Annotated in this window: 25 protein-coding genes; 9 read left to right on the top strand and 16 right to left on the bottom strand. The window is 70.7% G+C overall.

The annotated features are described in order from the left end of the window. Positions 1-10 precede the first annotated feature (10 nt). Positions 11-169, top strand: coding sequence for a cbb3-type cytochrome oxidase assembly protein CcoS (gene ccoS / locus IM708_RS03380; protein ID WP_209425016.1), 159 nt, complete (start codon positions 11-13; stop codon positions 167-169). A gap of 261 nt (positions 170-430) precedes the next feature. Here ccoS and coaBC read toward each other — a convergent pair whose 3' ends face one another. From coaBC to ruvC, 4 genes are all read right to left on the bottom strand, one after another. Next, complete coding sequence (gene coaBC, locus IM708_RS03375; RefSeq protein ID WP_209424906.1) at positions 431-1,687, bottom strand: bifunctional phosphopantothenoylcysteine decarboxylase/phosphopantothenate--cysteine ligase CoaBC; 1,257 nt, start codon at positions 1,685-1,687, stop codon at positions 431-433. Positions 1,688-1,868: 181 nt separating this feature from the next. After that, a complete protein-coding gene (gene ruvB / locus IM708_RS03370) occupies positions 1,869-2,900 on the bottom strand; it encodes a Holliday junction branch migration DNA helicase RuvB (RefSeq protein WP_209424905.1) in 1,032 nt (343 codons plus the stop codon). Positions 2,901-2,903: 3 nt separating this feature from the next. Further along, the gene (ruvA, locus tag IM708_RS03365) at positions 2,904-3,578 is read right to left on the bottom strand and encodes a Holliday junction branch migration protein RuvA (protein ID WP_209424904.1); all 675 of its coding nucleotides are present in this window, start codon (positions 3,576-3,578) and stop codon (positions 2,904-2,906) included. Then, positions 3,575-4,078, bottom strand: a complete 504-nt coding sequence (gene ruvC, locus IM708_RS03360; protein WP_209424903.1) for a crossover junction endodeoxyribonuclease RuvC — start codon at positions 4,076-4,078, stop codon at positions 3,575-3,577. Before ruvC ends, ruvA begins: the two co-directional genes overlap by 4 nt. Before the next feature lie 334 nt (positions 4,079-4,412). Between ruvC and IM708_RS03355 the strand changes: the two genes are divergently transcribed. Continuing rightward, the gene (locus tag IM708_RS03355) at positions 4,413-4,607 is read left to right on the top strand and encodes a DUF1127 domain-containing protein (RefSeq protein ID WP_209424902.1); all 195 of its coding nucleotides are present in this window, start codon (positions 4,413-4,415) and stop codon (positions 4,605-4,607) included. Positions 4,608-4,671: 64 nt separating this feature from the next. On the opposite strand, the gene IM708_RS03350 is transcribed toward IM708_RS03355, so the two are convergent. The 6 genes from IM708_RS03350 to IM708_RS03325 all read right to left on the bottom strand — a co-directional run bounded on the left by IM708_RS03350 (position 4,672) and on the right by IM708_RS03325 (position 10,097). Beyond that, positions 4,672-4,998: a hypothetical protein gene (locus IM708_RS03350; RefSeq protein ID WP_209424901.1), complete on the bottom strand. Its 327-nt coding sequence runs from the start codon at positions 4,996-4,998 to the stop codon at positions 4,672-4,674. A 69-nt stretch (positions 4,999-5,067) separates the two neighbouring features. After that, the gene (locus IM708_RS03345) at positions 5,068-5,937 is read right to left on the bottom strand and encodes a 50S ribosomal protein L11 methyltransferase (protein WP_209424900.1); all 870 of its coding nucleotides are present in this window, start codon (positions 5,935-5,937) and stop codon (positions 5,068-5,070) included. A gap of 260 nt (positions 5,938-6,197) precedes the next feature. After that, complete coding sequence (gene msrA / locus IM708_RS03340) at positions 6,198-6,845, bottom strand: peptide-methionine (S)-S-oxide reductase MsrA (protein ID WP_209424899.1); 648 nt, start codon at positions 6,843-6,845, stop codon at positions 6,198-6,200. 110 nt (positions 6,846-6,955) lie between these two features. Next, on the bottom strand, positions 6,956-8,017 hold the full coding sequence (locus IM708_RS03335; protein WP_209424898.1) for a TRAP transporter substrate-binding protein: 1,062 nt from the start codon (positions 8,015-8,017) through the stop codon (positions 6,956-6,958). Positions 8,018-8,055: 38 nt separating this feature from the next. Beyond that, positions 8,056-9,594, bottom strand: a complete 1,539-nt coding sequence (locus IM708_RS03330) for a TRAP transporter large permease subunit (protein ID WP_209424897.1) — start codon at positions 9,592-9,594, stop codon at positions 8,056-8,058. Next, on the bottom strand, positions 9,591-10,097 hold the full coding sequence (locus IM708_RS03325; RefSeq protein WP_245242972.1) for a TRAP transporter small permease subunit: 507 nt from the start codon (positions 10,095-10,097) through the stop codon (positions 9,591-9,593). The genes IM708_RS03330 and IM708_RS03325 overlap by 4 nt, the downstream gene beginning before the upstream one ends. A 114-nt stretch (positions 10,098-10,211) precedes the next feature. Between IM708_RS03325 and IM708_RS03320 the strand changes: the two genes are divergently transcribed. Beyond that, positions 10,212-11,282, top strand: coding sequence for a nitronate monooxygenase (locus IM708_RS03320; protein ID WP_209424895.1), 1,071 nt, complete (start codon positions 10,212-10,214; stop codon positions 11,280-11,282). A 133-nt stretch (positions 11,283-11,415) separates the two neighbouring features. Next, positions 11,416-11,982: a VPLPA-CTERM sorting domain-containing protein gene (locus IM708_RS03315; RefSeq protein WP_209424894.1), complete on the top strand. Its 567-nt coding sequence runs from the start codon at positions 11,416-11,418 to the stop codon at positions 11,980-11,982. A gap of 193 nt (positions 11,983-12,175) precedes the next feature. Here IM708_RS03315 and IM708_RS03310 read toward each other — a convergent pair whose 3' ends face one another. Together IM708_RS03310 and IM708_RS03305 are read right to left on the bottom strand one after the other, a co-directional pair. After that, positions 12,176-13,390 carry an NnrS family protein gene (locus tag IM708_RS03310; RefSeq protein ID WP_209424893.1) on the bottom strand — a complete coding sequence of 405 codons (1,215 nt, stop codon included), beginning with the start codon at positions 13,388-13,390 and terminating at the stop codon, positions 12,176-12,178. Then, positions 13,387-14,079, bottom strand: a complete 693-nt coding sequence (locus IM708_RS03305) for a 5-formyltetrahydrofolate cyclo-ligase (protein WP_245242971.1) — start codon at positions 14,077-14,079, stop codon at positions 13,387-13,389. The genes IM708_RS03310 and IM708_RS03305 overlap by 4 nt, the downstream gene beginning before the upstream one ends. 249 nt (positions 14,080-14,328) lie before the next feature. Here IM708_RS03305 and IM708_RS03300 point away from each other — a divergent pair, with 249 nt between their 5' ends. Then, positions 14,329-15,111, top strand: coding sequence for a sulfite exporter TauE/SafE family protein (locus IM708_RS03300; RefSeq protein WP_245242970.1), 783 nt, complete (start codon positions 14,329-14,331; stop codon positions 15,109-15,111). 220 nt (positions 15,112-15,331) lie between these two features. On the opposite strand, the gene IM708_RS03295 is transcribed toward IM708_RS03300, so the two are convergent. The 3 genes from IM708_RS03295 to IM708_RS03285 form a co-directional block, all read right to left on the bottom strand. Next, positions 15,332-16,345, bottom strand: coding sequence for an alpha/beta hydrolase (locus tag IM708_RS03295; protein WP_245242969.1), 1,014 nt, complete (start codon positions 16,343-16,345; stop codon positions 15,332-15,334). A 47-nt stretch (positions 16,346-16,392) separates the two neighbouring features. After that, positions 16,393-16,704, bottom strand: a complete 312-nt coding sequence (locus tag IM708_RS03290; RefSeq protein WP_209424891.1) for a hypothetical protein — start codon at positions 16,702-16,704, stop codon at positions 16,393-16,395. A 69-nt stretch (positions 16,705-16,773) separates the two neighbouring features. Continuing rightward, positions 16,774-17,961 (bottom strand): phosphoglycerate kinase, encoded by a 1,188-nt coding sequence (locus tag IM708_RS03285; RefSeq protein ID WP_209424890.1) that lies wholly within the window; start codon positions 17,959-17,961, stop codon positions 16,774-16,776. 156 nt (positions 17,962-18,117) lie between these two features. On the opposite strand from IM708_RS03285, the gene IM708_RS03280 reads away from it, so the two are divergent. The 4 genes from IM708_RS03280 to IM708_RS03265 all read left to right on the top strand — a co-directional run bounded on the left by IM708_RS03280 (position 18,118) and on the right by IM708_RS03265 (position 20,111). Continuing rightward, a complete protein-coding gene (locus tag IM708_RS03280) occupies positions 18,118-18,624 on the top strand; it encodes a peptidylprolyl isomerase (protein ID WP_209424889.1) in 507 nt (168 codons plus the stop codon). After that, positions 18,617-19,225: a peptidylprolyl isomerase gene (locus tag IM708_RS03275; protein WP_209424888.1), complete on the top strand. Its 609-nt coding sequence runs from the start codon at positions 18,617-18,619 to the stop codon at positions 19,223-19,225. The genes IM708_RS03280 and IM708_RS03275 overlap by 8 nt, the downstream gene beginning before the upstream one ends. Positions 19,226-19,304: 79 nt before the next feature. Next, positions 19,305-19,679, top strand: a complete 375-nt coding sequence (locus IM708_RS03270; RefSeq protein WP_209424887.1) for an NADH:ubiquinone oxidoreductase subunit NDUFA12 — start codon at positions 19,305-19,307, stop codon at positions 19,677-19,679. Positions 19,680-19,760: 81 nt separating this feature from the next. Beyond that, positions 19,761-20,111 (top strand): DUF2155 domain-containing protein, encoded by a 351-nt coding sequence (locus IM708_RS03265; RefSeq protein WP_209424886.1) that lies wholly within the window; start codon positions 19,761-19,763, stop codon positions 20,109-20,111. Here the strand turns inward: IM708_RS03265 and aat are convergent. Further along, the gene (gene aat, locus IM708_RS03260) at positions 20,081-20,731 is read right to left on the bottom strand and encodes a leucyl/phenylalanyl-tRNA--protein transferase (RefSeq protein ID WP_209424885.1); all 651 of its coding nucleotides are present in this window, start codon (positions 20,729-20,731) and stop codon (positions 20,081-20,083) included. The two genes, IM708_RS03265 and aat, sit on opposite strands and share 31 nt — an antisense overlap. Positions 20,732-20,738: the final 7 nt, after the last annotated feature.

Here is a 20,738-nt window from a genome sequence, read left to right as displayed (position 1 = left end):
GGCCCGCGTGATGGAGGTTCTGGGCATCCTCATCCCGATCTCGCTGGGCCTCGGCCTCCTGGGCCTCGGCGCGTTCTGGTGGACGCTGAAAAAGGGCATGTACGACGACCCCGAAGGCGACAGCCGCCGCATCCTGCGCAAGGATTACGACGACCACCCGAAGCCCTGACCGGCCCGCCGCCAGCCCAACCGCTGACGCGAAGGGACGCCCAACCCTCCCCTTTCCGAAAGTTTCGTTGCGGTTAACGCCGTCGGATGGCCTATATTTTTCAATGCCTTGCCAAAGTGCGCAAATTTGCGCACCCCTCGCGCCGCCCTTCGTCAGCCGGTTAGGAAACACCTTCGCCCCATTTTCTGTCCCCAAATATCCCGGGGGACGGCCCCGCAGGGGACGGGGGGCAGCGCCCCCATCCACCCCAGTGCCCCGGCGCTACCCCGCGCCCAGATGCCCGGCGATCCGTGCCGCCAGCCGCCGCGCGACCTCGGTCTTGGCCAGCCGCGGCCAGTCCTCGACGCCGTCCTCGGTGATCAGGTGCACGGCGTTCTCCGTCCCGCCCATGATTCCCGTCGCGTCCGAGACGTCGTTGGCGACGATCCAGTCGCACCCCTTGCGCGCGCGCTTCGCGCTGGCATGGGCGATCACCTCCTGCGTCTCGGCGGCGAAGCCCACGACCAGCCCGGGGCGCTGCGCATGCCGCGCCAGCGTCGCCAGGATATCGGGGTTCTCGGCGAATTCCAGCACCGGCATCCCGCCCGCGCCCTTCTTCATCTTCTGCCCCGACGCGTTGGCCACCCGCCAGTCGGCCACCGCCGCCGCCATCACCGCCGCATCGGCTGGCAGCGCGGCCTCGACCGCGGCCAGCATCTGCCGCGCGGTTTCGACCCGGATCACCTGCACCCCGGCAGGCGCCGCCACGGTGGCCGGGCCGGTGACGAAACTGACCCGCGCCCCCAGGTCGCGCAGCGCCGCCGCGATCGCCGCTCCCTGCGCGCCCGAGGATCGGTTGGCGATGTAGCGCACCGGGTCGATCGGCTCGTGCGTCGGCCCCGAGGTGACGATGACATGCCGCCCCGCCAGCGGCCCGCCCCCCGACTGGACGCCCCCCGACTGGACGCCCTCCGACTGGACGCCCTCCGTCTGGACGCCACCCAACGCCGCCGCGATCGCCGCGCGGATCGCCACCGGCTCCGCCATCCGGCCGGGCCCATGCTCGCCACAGGCCATGTCGCCCACATCCGGCCCCACGGTCAGCACGCCATCGGCCCGCAGTTGCGCGAGGTTCCGCTGCGTCGCCGGGTGGTCCCACATCCGCACGTTCATCGCCGGCGCGATCAGCACGCGCTTGTCCGTCGCCATCAGCAGGGTCGAGGCCAGGTCGTCCGCATGCCCGCCCGCCATCTTCGCCATCATGTCCGCCGTGCAGGGCGCCACCACCACCAGGTCGGCCGCCCGCGACAGCTGGATATGGCCCATCTCGGCTTCGGTCGTCAGATCGAAGAGGTCGCGGTGCAACGTCTCCCCGGCCAGCGCCGCGACCGACAGGGGCGTCACGAACTGCTCCCCCGCCCGCGTCAGCACCGGCACCACCGCCGCGCCCGCCCCGCGTAGCAGGCGGATCAGCTCCAGCGCCTTGTAGGCCGCGATGCCGCCGCCGATGATCAACAGGATGCGCTTGCCGGACAGCATCGAAAGCCTCCCTATCGCGGTGCAAAGCCTAGGTGGCGGGCGGGGCGAGATCAACTCGGAAACCGCGCGCCCGTCTCGGCCCGGTCCGCATGGGCGATCACGGATTATATCATTTCAAAACAGCAAGATGATTGTCTGTCCGCATGCGGACACCCCCGCCGCGGCGCGCCCCCGAAGCGTTTCAGCCCTCGAAAAGGTCCGTCTGCCCGCTCCCGGCGCGCGGCGGCTCCAGCCCCAAGTGCCGCCAGGCGTTGGCGGTCAGCATGCGCCCGCGGGGGGTGCGGGCGATCAGGCCCTGCTGCAGCAGGTAGGGCTCGATCACCTCCTCGATCGCGTCGCGCGATTCCGACAGCGCGGCGGCGATCGTCTCCACCCCCACCGGCCCGCCGGCATAGCCCTCGGCCAGCAGCTTCAGGTAGCGCCGGTCGGCACTGTCGAGACCCAGGTGATCCACCCCCAGCCGCGTCAGCGCATTGTCGGCCAGCGCGCGCGTCAGCTTGCCGTCACCCTCGACCAGTGCGAAATCGACCACTCGGCGCAGCAGCCGCCCGGCGATCCGCGGCGTGCCCCGCGCGCGCCGCGCGATCTCGGTCACACCCTCGGCCGCGGCCTCGATCCCCAGAAGGCGCGCGCCCCGGCTGACGATCTCGCAAAGTTCGGGCTCGGTATAGAACTGCAGTCGCGTCGGGATGCCGAAGCGGTCGCGTAGCGGCGTGGTCAGCAGGCCCAGGCGGGTCGTCGCGCCGACCAGCGTGAAGGGCTGCAACTCGATCCGCACGGTGCGCGCCGCCGGCCCCTCGCCGATCACCAGGTCCAGCTGGAAATCCTCAAGCGCCGGATAGAGCACCTCCTCGACCGCCGGGTTCAGGCGGTGGATCTCGTCGATGAAGAGCACATCGCGCGCTTCGAGGTTGGTCAGGATCGCCGCGAGGTCCCCCGCCCGCGCCAGCACCGGCCCCGAGGTCATGCGAAACCCCACGCCCAGTTCGCGCGCCATGATCTGCGCCAGCGTCGTCTTGCCCAGACCGGGCGGGCCGTAGAAAAGCGTGTGATCCATCGCCTCGCCGCGCATCCGGGCGGACTGGATGAAGACCCGCAGGTTCGCGCGCGCCTCATGCTGGCCGATGAACTCGTCCAAGCTCTGCGGGCGCAGCGCGCGGTCGGCATCCTCGGGGCGGCGGTCGGGGCGCAGTGTGGGGTCGGGGGTCGCCATGCGTCAGCCCTTCGGCGCCAGCGCCCGCAGCGCGGCGCGGATCAGGGCGGGCGTCTCGGCCTCGGTCTCGGCGGCGCGGGCGACGGCCTCGGCGGCCTCGGACGGCCCGTAGCCCAGGTTGGTCAGCGCCGACAGCGCCTCGGCCTGGACCTGCGCGCTGCCGCCGGACGCGGGCGTCGCCGGGGCCGCCGGAGGCGCGACGGGTGCGGCGGGGGTGTCCGCCTCGATCACCTCGGGCGCGGTGGCCACCGTTGCGGTCGCGGCCAGCGCCATGATCGCCGGGGCCTTGTCCTTCAGCTCCATCGCCACGCGGCTGGCCAGCTTCGGCCCCACGCCTGGCGCGCGGCGGATGGCGGCGGCGTCGCCGATGGCGATGGCCCGCGCCAGCCCTTCCGGCCCCAGCGCGCCCAGGATCGCCATGCCCGCCTTCGCCCCCACCCCCTGGACCGATGTCAGCAGGCGGTGCCACTCTTTTTCCGCTGGGGTGAGGAAGCCGAACAGTTGCAGCAGGTCCTCGCGCACCAGAAGCTCGGTATGCAGCCGCGCCACCCCGCCGGCGCCGGGCAGCGCCATCAGCGTCCGGTCCGAGACATGCACGATATAGCCCACGCCTTGGACGTCGATCACCACGTGATCGGCGCCCCGATGCGCGATCCGGCCGGTGAGCATGCCGATCATCCCGCCGCCCTCAACGCCGCCTGCCAGCGGCCGGCGGATTGCGCGTGATGGGCGTGGCAGATGGCGACGGCCAGCGCGTCGGCGGCATCCGGCCCGGCGATCACCACCCCCGGCAGTTGCATCCGCACCATGTGATCGACCTGCGCCTTCGCCGCCTTGCCGACGCCGACCACCGTCTTCTTGACCGCGTTCGGGGCGTATTCGCCGACCGACAGCCCCGCCTGCGCCGGCACCAGCAGCGCGATGGCGCGGGCATGGCCCAGCTTCAGCGTGGCGACGGCGTCCTTGTTGACAAAGGTCTGCTCGACCGCGGCGCAGTCGGGCTTGAACCGCGCCAGCACCTCGGTCAGCTGTACATGAAGGCTCAAGAGCCGCGTCGCCAGGTCGACACCGCTGGAGGGGCAGAGGCCATTGCCGACATGCGCCAGGCGCGGCCCGTCGACGTCGATCACGCCCCAGCCCAGCGTCCGAAGACCGGGATCTAACCCCAAGACCCGCATGCCGCCCGTCCCGCCCCTTGCCGCATTCGAACTGCCCCGTTCGATCCGCCGTTGCCGGTTGACCCGGCGTTGGTCCTGACTAGCACGAAAAGGGAACACAGGCCAGCGCAAAGCACGAACAACACAGGACTTGCAATCGCGGCCCGCATGCGGCAATTAACGGTCGCGCGCGGGTCGCTTCGGCCCGGCGCCTGTATGTATGTCCAAGTCATGCTGCCATTGCATGGCGGGCTTGCATTTTATCCCCCTACCGGCCGCCGGGCGCGGGCGTTACCTGCCCTCGTAGAAGCGCGATGCTTCATCGAGATGAAACTTTTATTATACGGAGCCTGTCATGGCTGTCCTCGCCCAAACCCGCCCGATCGCCCTTGGTGGCGGTTTCTCCTTCGCCGGCCTGTTCACCGCCTTTTCGGCGTGGAACGACCGCCGCATCACCCGCCGGGAGCTTGCCAAGCTGTCCGACCGGGAACTGGAGGATATCGGCCTTTGCCGTGCCGACATCGACACGGTGATCGATCAGATCCGCTGAACACCCGTTCGGTGACCGGAAAAGGGCCGCGCCGGCATCCGGCGCGGCCCTTGTCATGTCCGCTTCAGCCCCTGCGCGCGGCCTCGACCAGCGGCGCCAGCGCGCGCGCCAGACCTTCGGTCACCGGGTCGATCCCGCCCAGCCAGTAGCGCAGCAGGGCGATCCAGTCGCCGGGGTCGGCGGGCCGGACCTGCACGACAAAGGCCGCTTCGCCCTGCACCGCCAGCAGCGCGGCCTTGAGCCCGAAGAAGACCGCGGCCATCGCCAGCGGCACGACCAGCGTCAGGCTCAGCGCGCCGCGCCATCGTGGCGGGCGCATGGCCTCTTCCTTTTCCGCGATCTGCGCGGAAAGGATCTTTTCCATCCGTTTCTGGTATCCGTGACTGGGCATTTATGGCTCCGCCGATCTGTCGGGGCGGACCTTGCCAGCGATCTTGGGCGGAAATGCGGCGGAACCGGATCAGTTGCGCGACAGGGTCAGCGCCGCCCAGTCGCCGATCTCCTCGCGCCGCTCCTGGGTGTAGCCCGCGGCGACATAGGCCGCCAGGACATCTTCCGCCTGCTCGGTCAGCAGCCCCGACAGGATCGCGCGGCCCCCCGGCGCGGTATGCCGCGCGATGTCCGGCGCCAGGTCGATCAGCGGGCCCTTCAGGATATTGGCGATGACCAGATCAAAGGGCGCGCGGGCGGCGATCACGTCATGCGCGAAACCCGTCGCTTCCAGGCATTCGACGCGCCCCTCCAGCCCGTTGGCGATGACATTGGCCGTCGCCACCTCGACCGCGACGGCGTCGATGTCGCTGGCCAGTATCGTGCCGGGCCAGACCTTGGCCGCGCCCATCGCCAGCACCGCCGTGCCGCAGCCCAGATCGATGACCCGTTCCGGCACCACCCCCTCGGTCGCCAGCCGGTCGATGGCGCGCAGGCACCCCAGCGTCGTGCCATGATGGCCGGTGCCGAAGGCCATCGCCGCCTCGATCCAGAGCCCGATGCGGTCGGCGGGCAGCTTGTCGGCGTCGTGGCTGCCGTAGACGAAGAAGCGCCCGGCCTCGACCGGTTTCAACTCGCGCCGGACATGCGCGACCCAGTCGATCTCGGGCAGTTCCGACACGGCGAATTCGGCCGCCCCATGCGCGACGGCCATCAACGTCAGGCCGATCTCGTCGGGCGGGTCGGTGAAATAGGCGCCGACCTCCCACAGGTTCGACCCGTCCTCCATCTCGAAGACGCCGACCCCCACCGGCTCGGGGTCGAGGGATTCCAGCGCCGCGCCCAGGGCCTGGGCGCGGGCCTCGTCGGGCAGCGTGGTCAGCGCGGTATAGGTCGGCATGCTCGGGGCCTTTCGCGGAAACGGAATCGCCTGCCGGCCTAGAAGCCGGTGCGGGGCGCGTCAAGTGGCGGGCGCGGACCTGCCAGCCGATGGGGTGGCCGCGGATCGTCGCGTTGCGCGCGAAAAGCGCCCGCCTGCGAAAGTTTCAATGAGGTTAACGGCAGGAAATAATCCCTGTCACGCCAATGGCTTGCGCGGGTGTCCACGCGTGGACACCCACCCCCGCATGGGCCGCGCGCCGGTTGCGGGGGCTTCCGGCCTCAGACCTTCAGGCCGACGGGGCAGGCCACGCCGGTGCCGCCAATGCCGCAATATCCGCCGGGGTTCTTGGCCAGGTACTGCTGGTGATAATCCTCGGCGAAGTAGAACTCGGGCGCGGCGGCGATCTCGGTGGTGATGCGGCCCAGCCCGGCCTCGCTCAGGCGTTCCTGATAGACCTCGCGGCTGGCGCGGGCGGCGGCCTCCTGCTCGGGCGTCGTCGCGTAGATGCCGGACCGATACTGCGTGCCGCGGTCGTTGCCCTGCCGCATGCCCTGCGTCGGGTCGTGGTTTTCCCAGAAGACCCGCAGCAATTCGTCATAGCTGACGACCGCCGGGTCGTAGATCACGCGCACGACCTCGTTGTGGCCGGTGCGCCCGGTGCAGACCTCCTGATAGGTCGGGTTGGGCGTGTAGCCGCCGCCATAGCCGACCATCGTCAGCCAGACGCCCTCGGTCTGCCAGAAGAACCGCTCGACCCCCCAGAAGCAGCCCATGCCGAAGTTCGCGACCGCCATCCCCTCGGGCACCGGCGCCTTCAGCGGGCGGCCGGTCAAGAAATGCGTCTCGGCGGTGGGGATCGGGTCGGGCCGGCCGGGCAGCGCCTCGGCGGGGGCGATCATCTCGTGGGTCTTGGTGGAAAAGAACATGGCGCGCTCCTGTCGGGACTGCCTTCAAGATAGGAAGGCGCCGGGCGATGACAATGCCCGGCGCCCCCCGTCCGTTTTCCCCGGCCGCCCGCCCCGCGGGCCGGCCGTCGTCAGCCGCGCGCCGGCAGGTAGCGTTCCAGGAAGGCGCCGTTGTAGGCCGCGGCCTTCTCCAGGAACGGCTCGATGCTGTCCAGCACGCGGGCGACATCGTCGCTGGCGGCGCGCTGTTCCTCCTTTACCTCCTCCCAGGCGTCGCGCATCGCGGTGACGACCTCGTCGGGGAAGGCCAGGAACTCGACTCCCTCCGCGGTCAGCGCATCCATCGCCTGCACGTTGAACCAGTCGAACTGGGCGTTCGTCTCCATCGCTGCCTGCATCGCCGCGGCTTCGCAGATCGCCTGCAGGTCGGGCGACAGCTCTCCCCAGGCGTCGGTGTTGAAGACCACGGCCAGCGCCGCCGACGGCTCGGCATAGGCGGGCGTGTAGCACAGGTTGGTGATCCGCTGCAGGCCGAAGGCCTGGTCCAGCATCGGCCCGACCCATTCGGCAGCATCCAGCGCCCCCGACTGCAGCGCCTGGAAGATCTCGGTCGCGGGCATCAGCACGGCGTTGACGCCCAGCTTGCGCATCATCTCGCCGCCCAGGCCGGCGATGCGCATGTTCAGACCCTGCAGGTCCTCCAGGCTCTCGATGCGGTTCTTGAACCAGCCGCCCGACTGCACGCCCGAGTTGCCGCAATAGATGGGTTTCAGGTCGCGCTCGGCATAGATGTCGTCCCAGATCTTCTGCCCGCCGCCCCAGCGCAGCCAGGCCTGGTGTTCCCACACGGTCATCCCGAAGGGCACGCCCGTGTACCAGTGCAGCGCCGCCGATTTCGACGCGGCGTAATAGGGCGTGTTGTGCCCGATCGGCACGTTGCCCTGCTGGACCGCATCCTCGACCGCGAAGGGCGGCACCAGTTCGCCCGCGCCGTAGACGGTCAGCACCATGCGGCCGTCGGACATCTTCTCGACCAGTTCGGCAAAGCGGGTGACGTTGGTGCCGACGCCCGGCGCCGCCTTGGGAAAGCTGGACGGCATGTTCCATTCGATGCGGCCCTGCGCGACGGCCGGCGCGGCCAGGGCGGCGGCGCCGATACCCGCGCCCGAGGCGAGGAAGGTTCTGCGTTTCATTCGGGTCTCCTCCATTGTTGGTTCTTGAGTCCTGCCAGTCAGAACAAGCGGTCGGGCAGCCAGGTCGCCAGCGCCGGAAAGGCGATCAGAATCGCCAGCGCCCCCAGCTGCAGCATCACGAAGGGTAGCACACCGCGATAGATCTCGAACGTGCCGATCGTGGCCGGCGCGACGGATCGGAAGTAGAAAAGCGCAAAGCCGAAGGGCGGGGTCAGGAAGCTGGTCTGCAGGTTCATCGCCAGCAGCACCGCAAACCACACCGGCGAGACATCGCCCATCAGCACCGCCGGGCCCAGCAGCGGCACGACGATATAGATGATCTCGACCGCGTCGAGGATGAAGCCCAGCACGAAGACGACCGCCATCACCACCAGCAGCGGCGTCAGGTCCCCCCCCGGCAGCGCCGCCATCAGCGCCGTCACCGTCCGGTCGCCGCCGAAGCCTCGAAAGACCAGCGCCAGCATCGACGCCGCGATGACGATGCCGAAGACCATGCCCGAGACACGGATCGTCTCGACCATCGACGCCTGCAAGAGCTGCCGCTGCCAGAGCCGGAACGCCGCGACCACCACCCCCAGCGCGATCAGCGCCGCCGCGGCCAGCGCCAGCATGCCCGCCGGCGTGTCCAGCGCCGCGCGCCCCATCCCCGCCATCCTCAGCATCACCAGCGCAAAGGCCGCCAGCCCCGCGCCGGCGATCACCGCCCGCTCGGCCCGAAGCCCGCTCGCGGCGAAGGCCGCCATCAGCAGCGCGCCGATCGCGCCCAGCCCCGCGGCCTCGGTCGCGGTGGCGACGCCGGCCAGGATCGAGCCCAGCACCGCCAGGATCAGCAGCAGCGGCGGCAGGAAGGTGAACAGCACCTCCGCCATCGGCACCGGTACCCGCGGCGGCGGCACCACGCCGCGCACCGGCCGCAGCGTGAACAGAAGCCATAGCGCATAAAGCCCGACCAGCATCACCCCCGGGATCAGCGCGCCGGCGAACAGATCGGCGACCGACACCGGGATCGGCGCGAAATTCCCCGCCCGTTGCTGGGCGTCCAGATAGGTGTTGCCGATCTGGTCGCCCAGCAGCACCAGCACGATCGACGGCGGAATGATCTGGCCCAGCGTCCCGCTCGCGCAGATCAGCCCCGAGGCCTGCGGCCGCGGCACGCCCGCCGCCAGCATCGGCTTCAGCGCGATCAGCACCAGCATCACCACCGTCGCGCCGATGATGCCGGTCGAGGCCGCGATGACCGCGCTGAACATCAGCACCGACAGCGCCATCCCCCGCGGGCTGTCGCCCATCAGCCGCGCCAGCACCTGCAGCATCCGCTCGGCCAGGCGCGAGCGTTCCAGAAGCACGCCCATCAGCACGAACAAGGGCACCGCCATCAGCAGCGTGTTGGTCATCACCCCCCAGACCCGCGCCGGAAAGAAGCTGAGGAAATCGAGGTTGAACAGCCCCATCTGCGCCGCGATCACCGCAGTGACCATGGGCACGCCGGCAATCGCCAGCATCGCCGGGATGCCGCTGAGTATGCCGGCGAAAAGGGCCGCGAACATCGCCAGCAGTATCCACTCCTGCGGGCTCATCCCCGCGGGTCCCGGGCGGCGGCTGGCGGGTCGATCACCGCGGCAATCCCCTGCACGATCATCAGCACGGCGGCTACCGGCAGCACCGTCCTGACGATATAGAGCCCGCCCAGCCCGCCCGGCGTCATCGACCCCTCGCGCACCCGCCAGCTGTAGACCAGATCGCCCCAGCCTGCCCAGACGATCAGACCGAAAAGCGGGATCAGGAACAGGATCAGCGCCACCGTGTCGGCGGCGCGCAGGTAGCCCGGCCCCCGGCGCTCGGAAAAGACCTCGACCCGGACATGGCCGCCGCGCGCCAGGCAGACCGGCAGCGCGGTGATCACGAAGACCGCAAACGCGTAGCCGGCCAGATCCTGCAGCGCGATGGACCCGGTGCCGAAGCCATAGCGCAAGACCACATTGACCAGCACCATCCCCACCAGCACCAGCCCGGCGGTGGCGCACAGCAGCAGCGTGACCCGATCCAGCGCGCGGGCCAGGGCAAGGTAGATGGTGCGCAACGCGGGCCTCCCCAAATCTGGCGTCATGCAACAGCGGCGCGCGGGGGCTGTCAAGCGGTTGCACCGCCGCCGCGCCGGGCGCAAACTGCCCGCCGTCCCGTGCCGGAGTTGCCCATGCCCAGCCCCCTTTCCCGCGCCCGCGCCTTCGCCGATCGCTTCGGCCTGTCGCTCCCCGTCCTGATGGCGCCGATGGCCGGCTCCTCGCCCCCCGCTCTGGCCGCCGCGGTTGCCGAGGCCGGCGGCATGGGCGCCTGCGGGGCGATGCCCTTCGACGCGGACGGAATCGCCAGCTGGATGGCGCGGTTCCGGCAGATGTCCAGCGGCGCGGTGCAACTGAACCTCTGGGTGCCCGACGACGCCCCCCACCGCGACCCGGCGGCCGAGGCCGCGCAGGCCGCCTTCCTTTCGGGCTTCGGCCCCGCGCCCGACATCCCCGAAGGCCCGCTTCTGCACGATTTCGACGCGCAGTTCGCCGCGGTGCTGGCGGCGCGGCCCAACGCGGCCTCCAGCATCATGGGCCTGTTCCGGCCCGATCAGGTCGCCGCGCTGAAGGCCGCGGGCATCGCCTGGTTCGCCACCGCCACCACGCTTGCCGAGGGGTTGGCCGCCGAAGCCGCCGGCGCCGACGCGGTGATCGCCCAGGGCGCCGAGGCCGGCGGCCACCGCGGCGCCTTCACCCCCGCGGATGCCCAGGCGCGGGCCCATGTCGGGGCCTTCGCGCTGATCCCGGCGCTGGCCGATGCCCTGCGCGTGCCGGTCATCGCCGCCGGCGGGATCGCCTGCGGGCGCACGGCGGCGGCGGCCCTGGTCCTCGGTGCCGCGGCCGTCATGCCCGGCACCGCGCTCCTGCGCACGCCCGAGGCCGCTATCGCGCCCGCCTGGTCCGACGCGCTGGCCCGCGCCCGCCCCGAAGCGACGGTACTGACCCGCGCCTATACCGGCCGCCCCTGCCGGGTCCTGTCCAACCGGTTCACCGATGCCGCGCAGGCCCCCGACGCGCCCCCGCCTGCGCCCTATCCGGTCCAGCGCCACCTGACCGACCCGCTGCGGCGCGCGGCGCTGGAGGCTGGCGATACCGACCGGATGTACCTGCTGGCCGGGCAGGCCGCGGGCCGCGCGCAGGCCGCACCCGCCGGCGATATCGTCACCCGCCTCTGGGCCGAGGCTGAAGCCGCGCTGGGCTGACACCGCCGCCCTTTCGCCGGCAGGCTGCGCGCCTCCGTGGCAGGACCGTGTCACGAGGGCCGGTCGGTACGGGTTTGACAGCCGCGCACGCCCTCGGGCAGGTTAACTTTTCGTTAACCAATCGGGGAACTCAATGAAAAGTTGCAATAACTTCAAGGCGCTCGCCTTCGCGGCGACTGCGCTTACCCTCCCGATAACGGCCTCGGCCGAAACCGCCTTGCCGCTGGATGGCGGCTGGCAATTCTTCGCCTTCAGCGCGGTCGGCGCGCCTTGGGATGACGCATTCACCTTCACGCTCGGCGCGGGCGAAACCGCCTGGCTCGCCGTGACCGACGCATTCCTGCCGGGCGATCAGTTCGAGGTTTTCGCCAACGGCATGTCCCTCGGCCTGACCTCGCCGCCCGCGTCCGAAGGGGAAACGGTCGGTCCCGATGCCGACGCCGCCTTCGCCGACCCGCTGTTCAGTTCGGCCGAGGCGATGTTCGGCGAGGGCAGCTACCGCATCACCGGCACGCTGACGGTGTCACCTCTGGTTCCCGGCGGGGCGTTCCTCCAGCTATCCAGCACGTCGCTGGGCGGGCCTGCCTTCGCTCCGGCACCCGAACCCGTCGCGCCGATTCCGCTGCCGGCGGCCGGCTTCCTGCTAATCGGGGCGCTGGGCGGGTTGTCGCTGCTGGCCCGTCGTCGCCTGGCGGGCTGAGGCAGGCTGCCTGCTTCGGCGGGCATGACGGCCTTGGGGGTCGATCAATCGCCTGCTTCGGATGGGCGTCAGTTGGCCCTTGCGCCGCCACGCGCAACGCGATGCAAAGGTTGCGATCCGGTTAAGATCACAACTTTTCTATCATGTTATCAGATTCTTCTGGAAATGCGCGCATGCGCGCACCCTCTCATTTTCAGCGGTTCGGGGCAGGATTGGCGCGCCGCGCGTCGGCGCGGGGCCGCGTCAGGATCGGCCAGTAGAGCGCGGCGAAGCCTGCAAACCCCCCGATCCACAGCGCCGCCGAAAGGTGCAGCAGCCACCCCGCTCCGGGCAGGAAACCCGCGATCAGCCGCGTCACAACCGCGCCGATCACCAGCGCGTAGAGCACGATGACCCCGCGCCCCGCACTCAGCGGCAGGCCGGCATGGCCTAGGCTTGCCCGCGTCATCACGCCCAGCGTCATCAGCCCGATGGCCCCGGCCATCCAGACATGCTGCGGCCCGGTCCCGCCGGGCATCAGTCCCAGCGCGTTCAGGCCGACTGCCAGAAAGCCCAGCCCCAGGCAGGCGAAGCCCACGTGCAGCACCCAGACCAGCGGCTCGGCCCCGGTGTGCCAACCCTGCCAGCGCGCGAGCCGCGCCAGGTTCGCGCCCCCCGCTAGCAGGCACAGCACCCCCGTCGCCGGCTCGAACGGCGCCAGCACCCAGAAAAGCAGCGTGATGACCGACAGCACCATGACGAAGCTGTCGAACGTTCCCATCGGCGCCGGCATCGGGCCGGGGGCCTGCTTGGCCAGCCAGTTGCGGGTGAAGCTGGGCACGATCCGCCCGCCGATCACCGCGATCAGCAGGATCACCACCCCCAGCCCCAGCCGCGCGCCCCAGTCGCCGACCGCGGCCCCCTCGACCGCCGCCCAGTGGAACCGCGCATTGGCCAGGATCAGGGCCGCGAACAGCCCCAGCACCTTCAGGTTCCGCCAGTTCCGCCCCGCCACGATCTCGCGCCCGATGGCGGCGGCCAGCGCGACGGGAAACGCCAGGTCGACCACCGCCACCGCCAGCGGCGACAGCCCCAGTGGCACGGTCATCGCCACCCGGCCCGCCAGCCACAGCGCGACCAGTCCCGCCAGCGGCCAGCCGACGATGGGAAAGCGCCCGGTCCAGTTGGGCACCGCGGTCATAAGGAAGCCCGCGATCACCGCGCTGGTATAGCCGAAAAGCAGCGCATGCGCGTGCCAGTCCACCGGCCCGAAGTGCCCCGGCGCCGGGATCGCGCCGGCCAGCATCGGCACCCAAAGCGCCATCGCCAGCGCCGCCCAGATACCCGCCAGCAGGAAGAAGGGCCGGTAGCCGTAGCTGAGGATCGCGGGGCCGGTCCAGTTGCGTATGGCTTGCGCCGAGGTGGTCATGGCGTCTCCTCGTACTGGATGCCGGTTTCGGTCACGATGGCGTCGAGCCGGATGTCATGGGGTTGCGGATAGATGGTGGCCAACCGCGCCGCGTGCAAGCCGACGCCCAGAGCCAGCGGCCGCGGCCGACGCGCCGCCAGCGTGCGGTCGAAATAGCCGCCGCCATGACCCAGTCGGTAGCCCTGCGCGTCCCAGCCCAGGCAGGGCGCCAGCGTCACCTCGGGGTCGATCACCGCGGCCTCGGGCGGCGGTTCGGGGATGTTCCAGTGGCCGCGCCCCAGCCTGGCGCCCGCGTCCCATCGGCGGAACGCCAGCGGCGCGTTGCGCGTCTCGATCACCGGCAGCGCGATCACCGCGCCCTGGTCGCGCAGGGCGGCCAGCCAGGGGCGCAGGTCGGGCTCGCCGTGGATCGGCCAGTAGCTGGCGATGACACGCCCGCGCGGATCCCCCAGCCGCCGCGTCAGCAGCGCCTCCAGCCCCACGGCCAGCGCGGCGTCGATGCGGGCGCGGTCGGCCACCGCCAGGCACCGCCGCGCGGCATCGAGGCGCGCGCGCTCGGCCCGACGCCAGCGCGCCACGTCGACCGCCTGCTGCGGATCGACCGCCAGCGGATCGAAATACTCCGGCGCGACCTCGGCGGCCATGCAGGGGGAGGAGGCGGGGCGGGGGTGCGGATCAGGTGGCGGCATCGGGCGCGGGTCCTTGCGGCGGGTCAGGGCGCGGGAGAGATCTATGACCCCAGGGCGCCCGTGAACAGGGCTAGACCCGCAGAACAGGATGCTCAACGATATTCCGGGCGTCGGGCCGCCGGCCCCGGCGACCGGCCGTCGCGGCGCGGCTTGCGCGGGGCAGGGCGGGCGCGTATGCCGCGGGGCCATGATCGCGTCGAATGCCCGGCCTCTCTGCCTTGCCTGCCCGCGCCGCGCTGGAGCCACGTGTTGAACGCGCTGGCCGAGGCGTTGGCCGCCCGCACGCTGCTGGGCGATCCGGCGACGCTGGCCGCGGCGCTGGTGGCGGTGGTCTTCTTCGGGCTGTCGAAGGGCGGGCTGGGCGGCGGGTTCGCGCTGATCGGGGTTGCGGTGCTGGCGATGGTCCTGCCGCCGGTGCAGGCGGCGGCGCTGCTGTTGCCGGTCCTGCTGATGATGGACGCGGTGGGGCTGTGGACCTGGCGGGGGTGGTACGACCGGGCGGTGCTGTCGGCGATGCTGCCGGCGGCGCTGCTGGGGATCGGCATCGGCGCGCTGACCGCGGCGGTAACGCCCGAGGCCGCGGTGCGCCTGATCGTCGGTCTGGTCGCGCTCGGCTTCGTGGCGCGCGTGTTGCTGCGCCGGGTCGCGCGGCCGGGGCGCAAGGCGGGGTGGTTCTGGGGGGCGGTGGCCGGCTTCACCTCGTTCGTGGCGCATGCCGGCGGGCCGCCGTTCCAGGTCTATGCGCTGCCCCTGAAGCTGGACCCGAAGGTGCTGACCGGCACCAGCGTGATCTTCTTTGCGGTGGTCAACACGGTGAAGGTCGCGCCCTATGCCGCGCTCGGGTTCTTCGACGCGCGCACGCTGCTGACGGCGGGGGTGCTGCTGCCGGTCGCGGTGGTGGCGGTACTGGCCGGGGCGGCGGTGGTCAAGCGCATGCGGGCCGAGGTCTTCTATCCCTTCATGTACGCGACCGTCGCGCTGGTCGGGCTGCGGCTGGTCTGGGACGGCGCGAAGGGCCTCATCGGGGGCTGACGCCGACGCTGGCGGGGGTTCTGGCCCCTGAGGTCGGGGCGGTCCGCATGCGGACCATTTGGCAAGATGTTGCGATAGAAAGATAAAACGACGCCGTTAACCGCAATGAAACTTTCTGAAGTCGCGCCGTGGGGGCAAGTCCGACCCAATTGCCGGTGGTGACCGACCCCTACGCCGCGGGGGCACGGCCTTGCAAGTCCGGGCCGGCATCAAGCCGCGTTCAGCGCAGCCCGGCGCGGCGGGCGGCACGGTCGATCGCGTCCATTACGACTTGCGGATGGCTGTGATGCGGCATGTGGCCCGCGCCCTCGATCACGGTCAGGTTGACGCTGTCGACCTCTCCGGCCAGCGCGGCCGAGTGGATCTCGAGCCCGACGATGGTGTCGGCGGCGCCGTGCACGGCCTCGATCGGGAGGGTCAGGTCGGCGTAATGCGGGCGCATCTGGCTGACATGTTCAAGGAGCGCATTGACCTGACGGGCATTCGCCGCCTGCTGGTCACGGCGCAACGCCAGCCCGGTGCCGAAATGCTCGGAGTATCCCGGCGGCATCGGCGCGGGGGCGAAGACATCTTGAAGGACGCCTTCGGCCACCGATTTCGGGGCCAGTGCGGCGAGCGCGGCGCGCGCAAACCGCCCCAGCGCCGAGTCGTGCATGCGGTACCAGAAGCCCAGATCGCCCGGCCAGGGATGCGTGGCGCCGGCCAGCAGGACCAGCGCGGCGGTATCCTCGGGCGCTTCCAACGCCCAGGCCATCGCCACCGCGCCGCCATAGGAATGGCCCAGCACCAGCGGCCGTGTCACCCCGACCTCGGCCAGCGCGTGGCGCAGGATGCGCGCCTGAAAGCGCGGATCGCTGTCGGCCTCGCCCCAACTGTCCGACCAGCCGAGGCCCGGACGGTCGACCGCGATCACCCGCCAGTCGGGGGCCAGCCGGTCGACCAGGTCGAAGGTGAAGTCGCGCAGATTGCCGTTGGCGCCGTGGATCAGCACGATATCGGGGGCAGTCCCCTGCGGTCGCCCGGCCTCCAGCACGTGAACCTGGCGGCCGTCCAGCGCCAGCAGCCGGCCGACGGGGGGATTTTCAGCCTCCCAAGTGGTTTCGCGCGTCGTTGCGCGGGAATCGATCAGCGTGGCGCAGCCGGCCAGCGCGCCGACGGCAAGCGCCAGAACGGCGAGCAGCAGGAGGGAGGAGTTGGACAGCGGGAGCCTCGTCTCTTTCGGTTTCAGGCGCAATCCAAGGAGCTTAGCGCGGCGCGCGACCGCGTCCAGCGCCCGAGGCCTCAACCGTCGCGGGCCATGCGCCCGGCCCGTCCGCCGCGCCGGCTGGGCTGCGCTGACGGGGTCTGCGCGCCCACGCCCAGCAGCCGGGACATCGGGTGATCCCCGGCCTCCATGCCGTAGCGATCCAGCAGGCGCGCCATTGCCGCCTGCGGGTCCGCGCCCGCCGGCAGGCTCAGCGCCCAGTCGACAAGGATCGAGCGGCACTCGGCGGCGGAGATGCCCTCGATGCGGTAGCTTTCCCGGATCAGGCCCTTGGGATCGTCGGGGTCGGGTGTCGGGCGGTCGGCGGCGGGGCGGTCGGGGGCGGTCATGGCATCCTCGGGCCAAGGGATCGCGCGAAGATAAGGCCTGCGCGCGCCCTGCCAAGGTCCGGCTGCGACCTATCCGCGATCAAGCGCGGCGACGCCGGGCAGGGTCTTGCCCTCCATCCATTCCAGAAAGGCGCCGCCGGCGGTCGAGACATAGCTGAACTCGCGCGCGACCCCGGCCTGGTTGAGCGCGGCGACCGTGTCGCCGCCGCCGGCGACCGTGACCAGCTTGCCCGCGCGCGTCAGCTCGGCGGCGTGGCGCGCGGCCTCGACCGTGGCGGTGTCGAAGGGCGCCACCTCGAACGCGCCGAGCGGGCCGTTCCAGACCAGCGTCCGGCATTGGTCGAAGACCGCGCAAATGTCCGCCACGCTATCCGGCCCGGCATCGAGGATCATCCAGTCGGGCGGGCAGTCGGTGGCGATGCGCATTTCGCCCCCGGGCTCGAGGTCCTGCGCGATGCGGAAATCACGGGGCAGGTGCAGCGTGCAGGCGGCCTCGCCCGCCCGCGCGAGGATCTCGTGCACCGTGTCCTCCATGCCCGGCTCGCAGAGCGAGCGGCCGATGGCGACGCCCTGCGCGGCGAGGAAGGTGTTGGCCATGCCGCCACCGATCACGACATGCTCGGCCTTGCGCACCAGGTTCCGCAGAAGGTCGATCTTGGTCGAGACCTTGGCACCGCCGACCACGGCCACCACCGGACGTTCCGGCGCGGTCAGGGCCGATTCCAGCGCCTTGAGTTCGGCCGCCATCAAAAGCCCCGCGCAGGCCGGCAGCAGATGCGCGATGCCTTCGGTCGAGGCATGCGCGCGATGCGCGGCCGAGAAGGCGTCGTCGACATAGACATCACCCAAGGCAGCCAGTTCGGCGGCGAAATCGGCGTCGTTTGCCTCCTCGCCGGGGTGGAAGCGGGTGTTTTCCAGCAGGAGCACCCCGCCGGGTTGCAGCGCGGCGATGGCCTTGCGGGCGGCGGGGCCCGTGCAATCGGCAGCAAAGGCCACTGGTGCACCAAGCCGGTCGGCCAGCGCCGGGCGGATCGGGGCCAAAGACATCTCGGGGACGACCTTGCCCCTGGGGCGACCGAAATGGGCCAGCAGCACGACCTTGCCGCCGCTGCCGGCGATGGCGCGGATCGTCGGCAGGACGGCGTCGATGCGCGTGGTGTCGGTCACGCGCCCGTCCGAAACCGGGACGTTGATGTCGACCCGCACCAGCGCCACCTTGCCCGCGAAATCCATCGCCTCCAGCGTCTTCCAGCCCATCGCCGCCTCCTGCATCCCGTCGCGCCGTGTTGTTGCGGCCGCGTGCCGGGCTGTCAACCGCTCTGCGGGCGGGGCGGCGCTGCGCCGCAGATGGGGGGCTTTCCCTTGCCCGCCGGGATGGGTAGTTTCGCGCGAACCGAACTGGAAGGATTCCCGATGGCCGAGATCAAGGACCCCGAAAACACCATCCTGATGGAGCTGAAGGGCGGCACCGTCGTGATCGAACTGCTGCCCGACGTGGCCCCGAAACATGCCGAGCGGATGAAGGAGCTGGCGCGCGCCGGCGCCTACGACAACGTGGTCTTTCACCGCGTGATCGAGGGCTTCATGGCGCAGACCGGCGATGTCGCCCACGGCAATGCCGAGCAGGGCTTCGACATCCGCCGCGCCGGCACCGGCGCGTCGGACCTGCCCGACCTGCCGGCCGAATTCTCGGGCGTGCCGCACGACCGGGGCACGCTGGGCGCGGCGCGTTCGCAGAACCCCAACAGCGCCAACAGCCAGTTCTTCATCAACTTCAGCGACAACCACTTCCTGAACCGCCAGTACACGGTCTACGGCCGGGTGATCGACGGGATGGAACATGTCGACGCCATCACCCGCGGCGAGCCCCCCACCAGCCCGGACCGGATGATCTCGGTCAAGGTGGCGTCCGATGCGTGATCGGTTCCTTTTCGCCGGCCTCTTCGCGCTGGGTTTCGCCGTCCTGGGCGCCTATGCGTTCAACGCCGCGCAAGGCCAGGCCCAGACCGCCGCGCCCGAGGATGCGCCGGTCCTGGAAATCACCGTCGCCGGGCAGGCCGAGGGCGTGATCGAGGTCACGCTGCGCCCCGACCTGGCCCCGCAGCATGTCGAGCGGGTGATCGCGCTGGCCGAATCGGGCGCCTATGACGGTGTCGTCTTTCATCGCGTGATCGACGGCTTCATGGCGCAGACCGGCGACGTGCAGTTCGGCCGCGCCGAGGGCGACACCGCGCGCGCCGGCACCGGCGGCTCGGACATGCCGAACCTGCCGGCCGAGTTCTCGGACGAGCCCTTCGCGCGTGGCGTCATGGGCATGGCGCGTTCGCAGTCGCCCGACAGCGCCAACAGCCAGTTCTTCCTGATGTTCGCGCCCGCCCCGCACCTGAACGGGCAATACACCGTGCTGGGCCAGATCACCGACGGGATGGACGTGCTGGACGCGATCAAGCGCGGCACCGGGCCGAACGGCGCGGTGATGGGCGCGCCCGACATCATGGAACGCGTCCGCGTGCTGGACTGAGGCGACAGGCAGGCGGGCGGGGCTTTCTTTCGCCGCCCGTTTGCGCCATATGTCGCGGGCAACGCAAGGGATCGGGCTCATGAAATTCCTGCTTCGGCTTCTCACCTGGTGGAACAGTCAGACCGTCGGCACGCAGCTGCACACGTGGCGGTACGGCCAGCGGGTGGGCGAAGACGATCAGGGCAACATCTTCTACCAGTCGGAGGGCGGCAAGCGGCGCTGGGTGATCTACAACGGCGAGGCCGAGGCGAGCCGGGTCAGCCCCGACTGGCACGGCTGGCTGCACCACACCTGGAACGAACCGCCGAGCGAGAAGGCGATGAGCCACCAGTCCTGGGAACGGCCGCATGTGGAAAACCTGACCGGCACGCCCGCGGCCTACGTGCCCGCCGGCTCCATGCGTCGTCCCGCCCCGGTGGAGCGGCAGGACTACGAGGCCTGGCGACCCGAGTGATGGGGACGCGCGGCCGCTTTTTCCGGGCCAACCGGCCATGAGCATCTGCTGCTGCCTGCACAGCGCGCGGGGCGGGTCCCGATGATCGTTCGCGCGCTTGCCCTTTCGCTGCTGCTGACCTCGCCCTCGCAGGGGCAGGAAATGGCGCCGGGGTCGACGGTGATCCTGCGCGGGCTGGACCGGATCGCGGGCGAGACGACCGAACTGCGCATCGCCGCGGGAGAGCAGGTGGATTACGGCCGGCTGCGCATCACCCTGCGCGAGTGCCGCTATCCCGCCGAGAATCCCTCCGCCGACGCCTTCGCCTTCCTCGAGATCGAGGATACCCGCGACGCCGAGGCGCTTTTCAGCGGCTGGATGATCGCCTCGTCACCGGCGCTGAATGCGCTGGACCACGTGCGCTACGATGTCTGGGTGATCGGCTGCCAGTAGGCGCCTGATGCGGTTTCGGGGTTTTCGGGCGCGAACGCGGCGGCAGGGTCGGCTTCGACGGACAAGGCCTGGCGCAGATACACCCGGTAGGCGCTGCGCGGCACCTCGGTCCCGCCCATCCGGGCCAGATGTTCGGTCAGGTATTGCGTGTCGAGCAGCTGGAAACCGCCGCGGCGCAGCCGCGCGACCAGTTCCGCCAGCGCCAGTTTGGACGCATCGGTCCGCTTCGAGAACATGCTTTCCGCGAAGAACACAGCCCCCAGCGCCAGACCGTAGACCCCGCCCACCAGATCGCCCGCTTCGCTGCGCACCTCGATCGAATGCGCGTGGCCCTGGGCGTGCAGTTCGAGAAAGATCTGCGCGATCTCGGCGTTGATCCAGGTTTCCTCCCGGTCGGCGCAGCCGGCCAGAACGCCGGCGAAATCCCGGTCGCAGGAAAACCGCCAGTCGCCGCGCCGCAGGCTGCGGATCAGCGAGCGCGAGGCGTGAAACCTGTCCAGCGGCAGCACCCCTCGCCAGGTCGGCTCGAACCAGTGGAGGGACGGGCTTTCGGCGCTGGCCGCCATCGGGAATATCCCGCGCGCATAGGCCCCCAGCACCTGCTCGGACGTCAACCGCATCGGGCCA

The organism is Pararhodobacter sp. SW119, from assembly GCF_017811755.1.
Taxonomy (GTDB): Bacteria; Pseudomonadota; Alphaproteobacteria; order Rhodobacterales; family Rhodobacteraceae; genus Pararhodobacter.
Note: the sequence above shows the minus strand (reverse complement) of the source record. Positions and strands in the feature narration are given on the sequence as shown.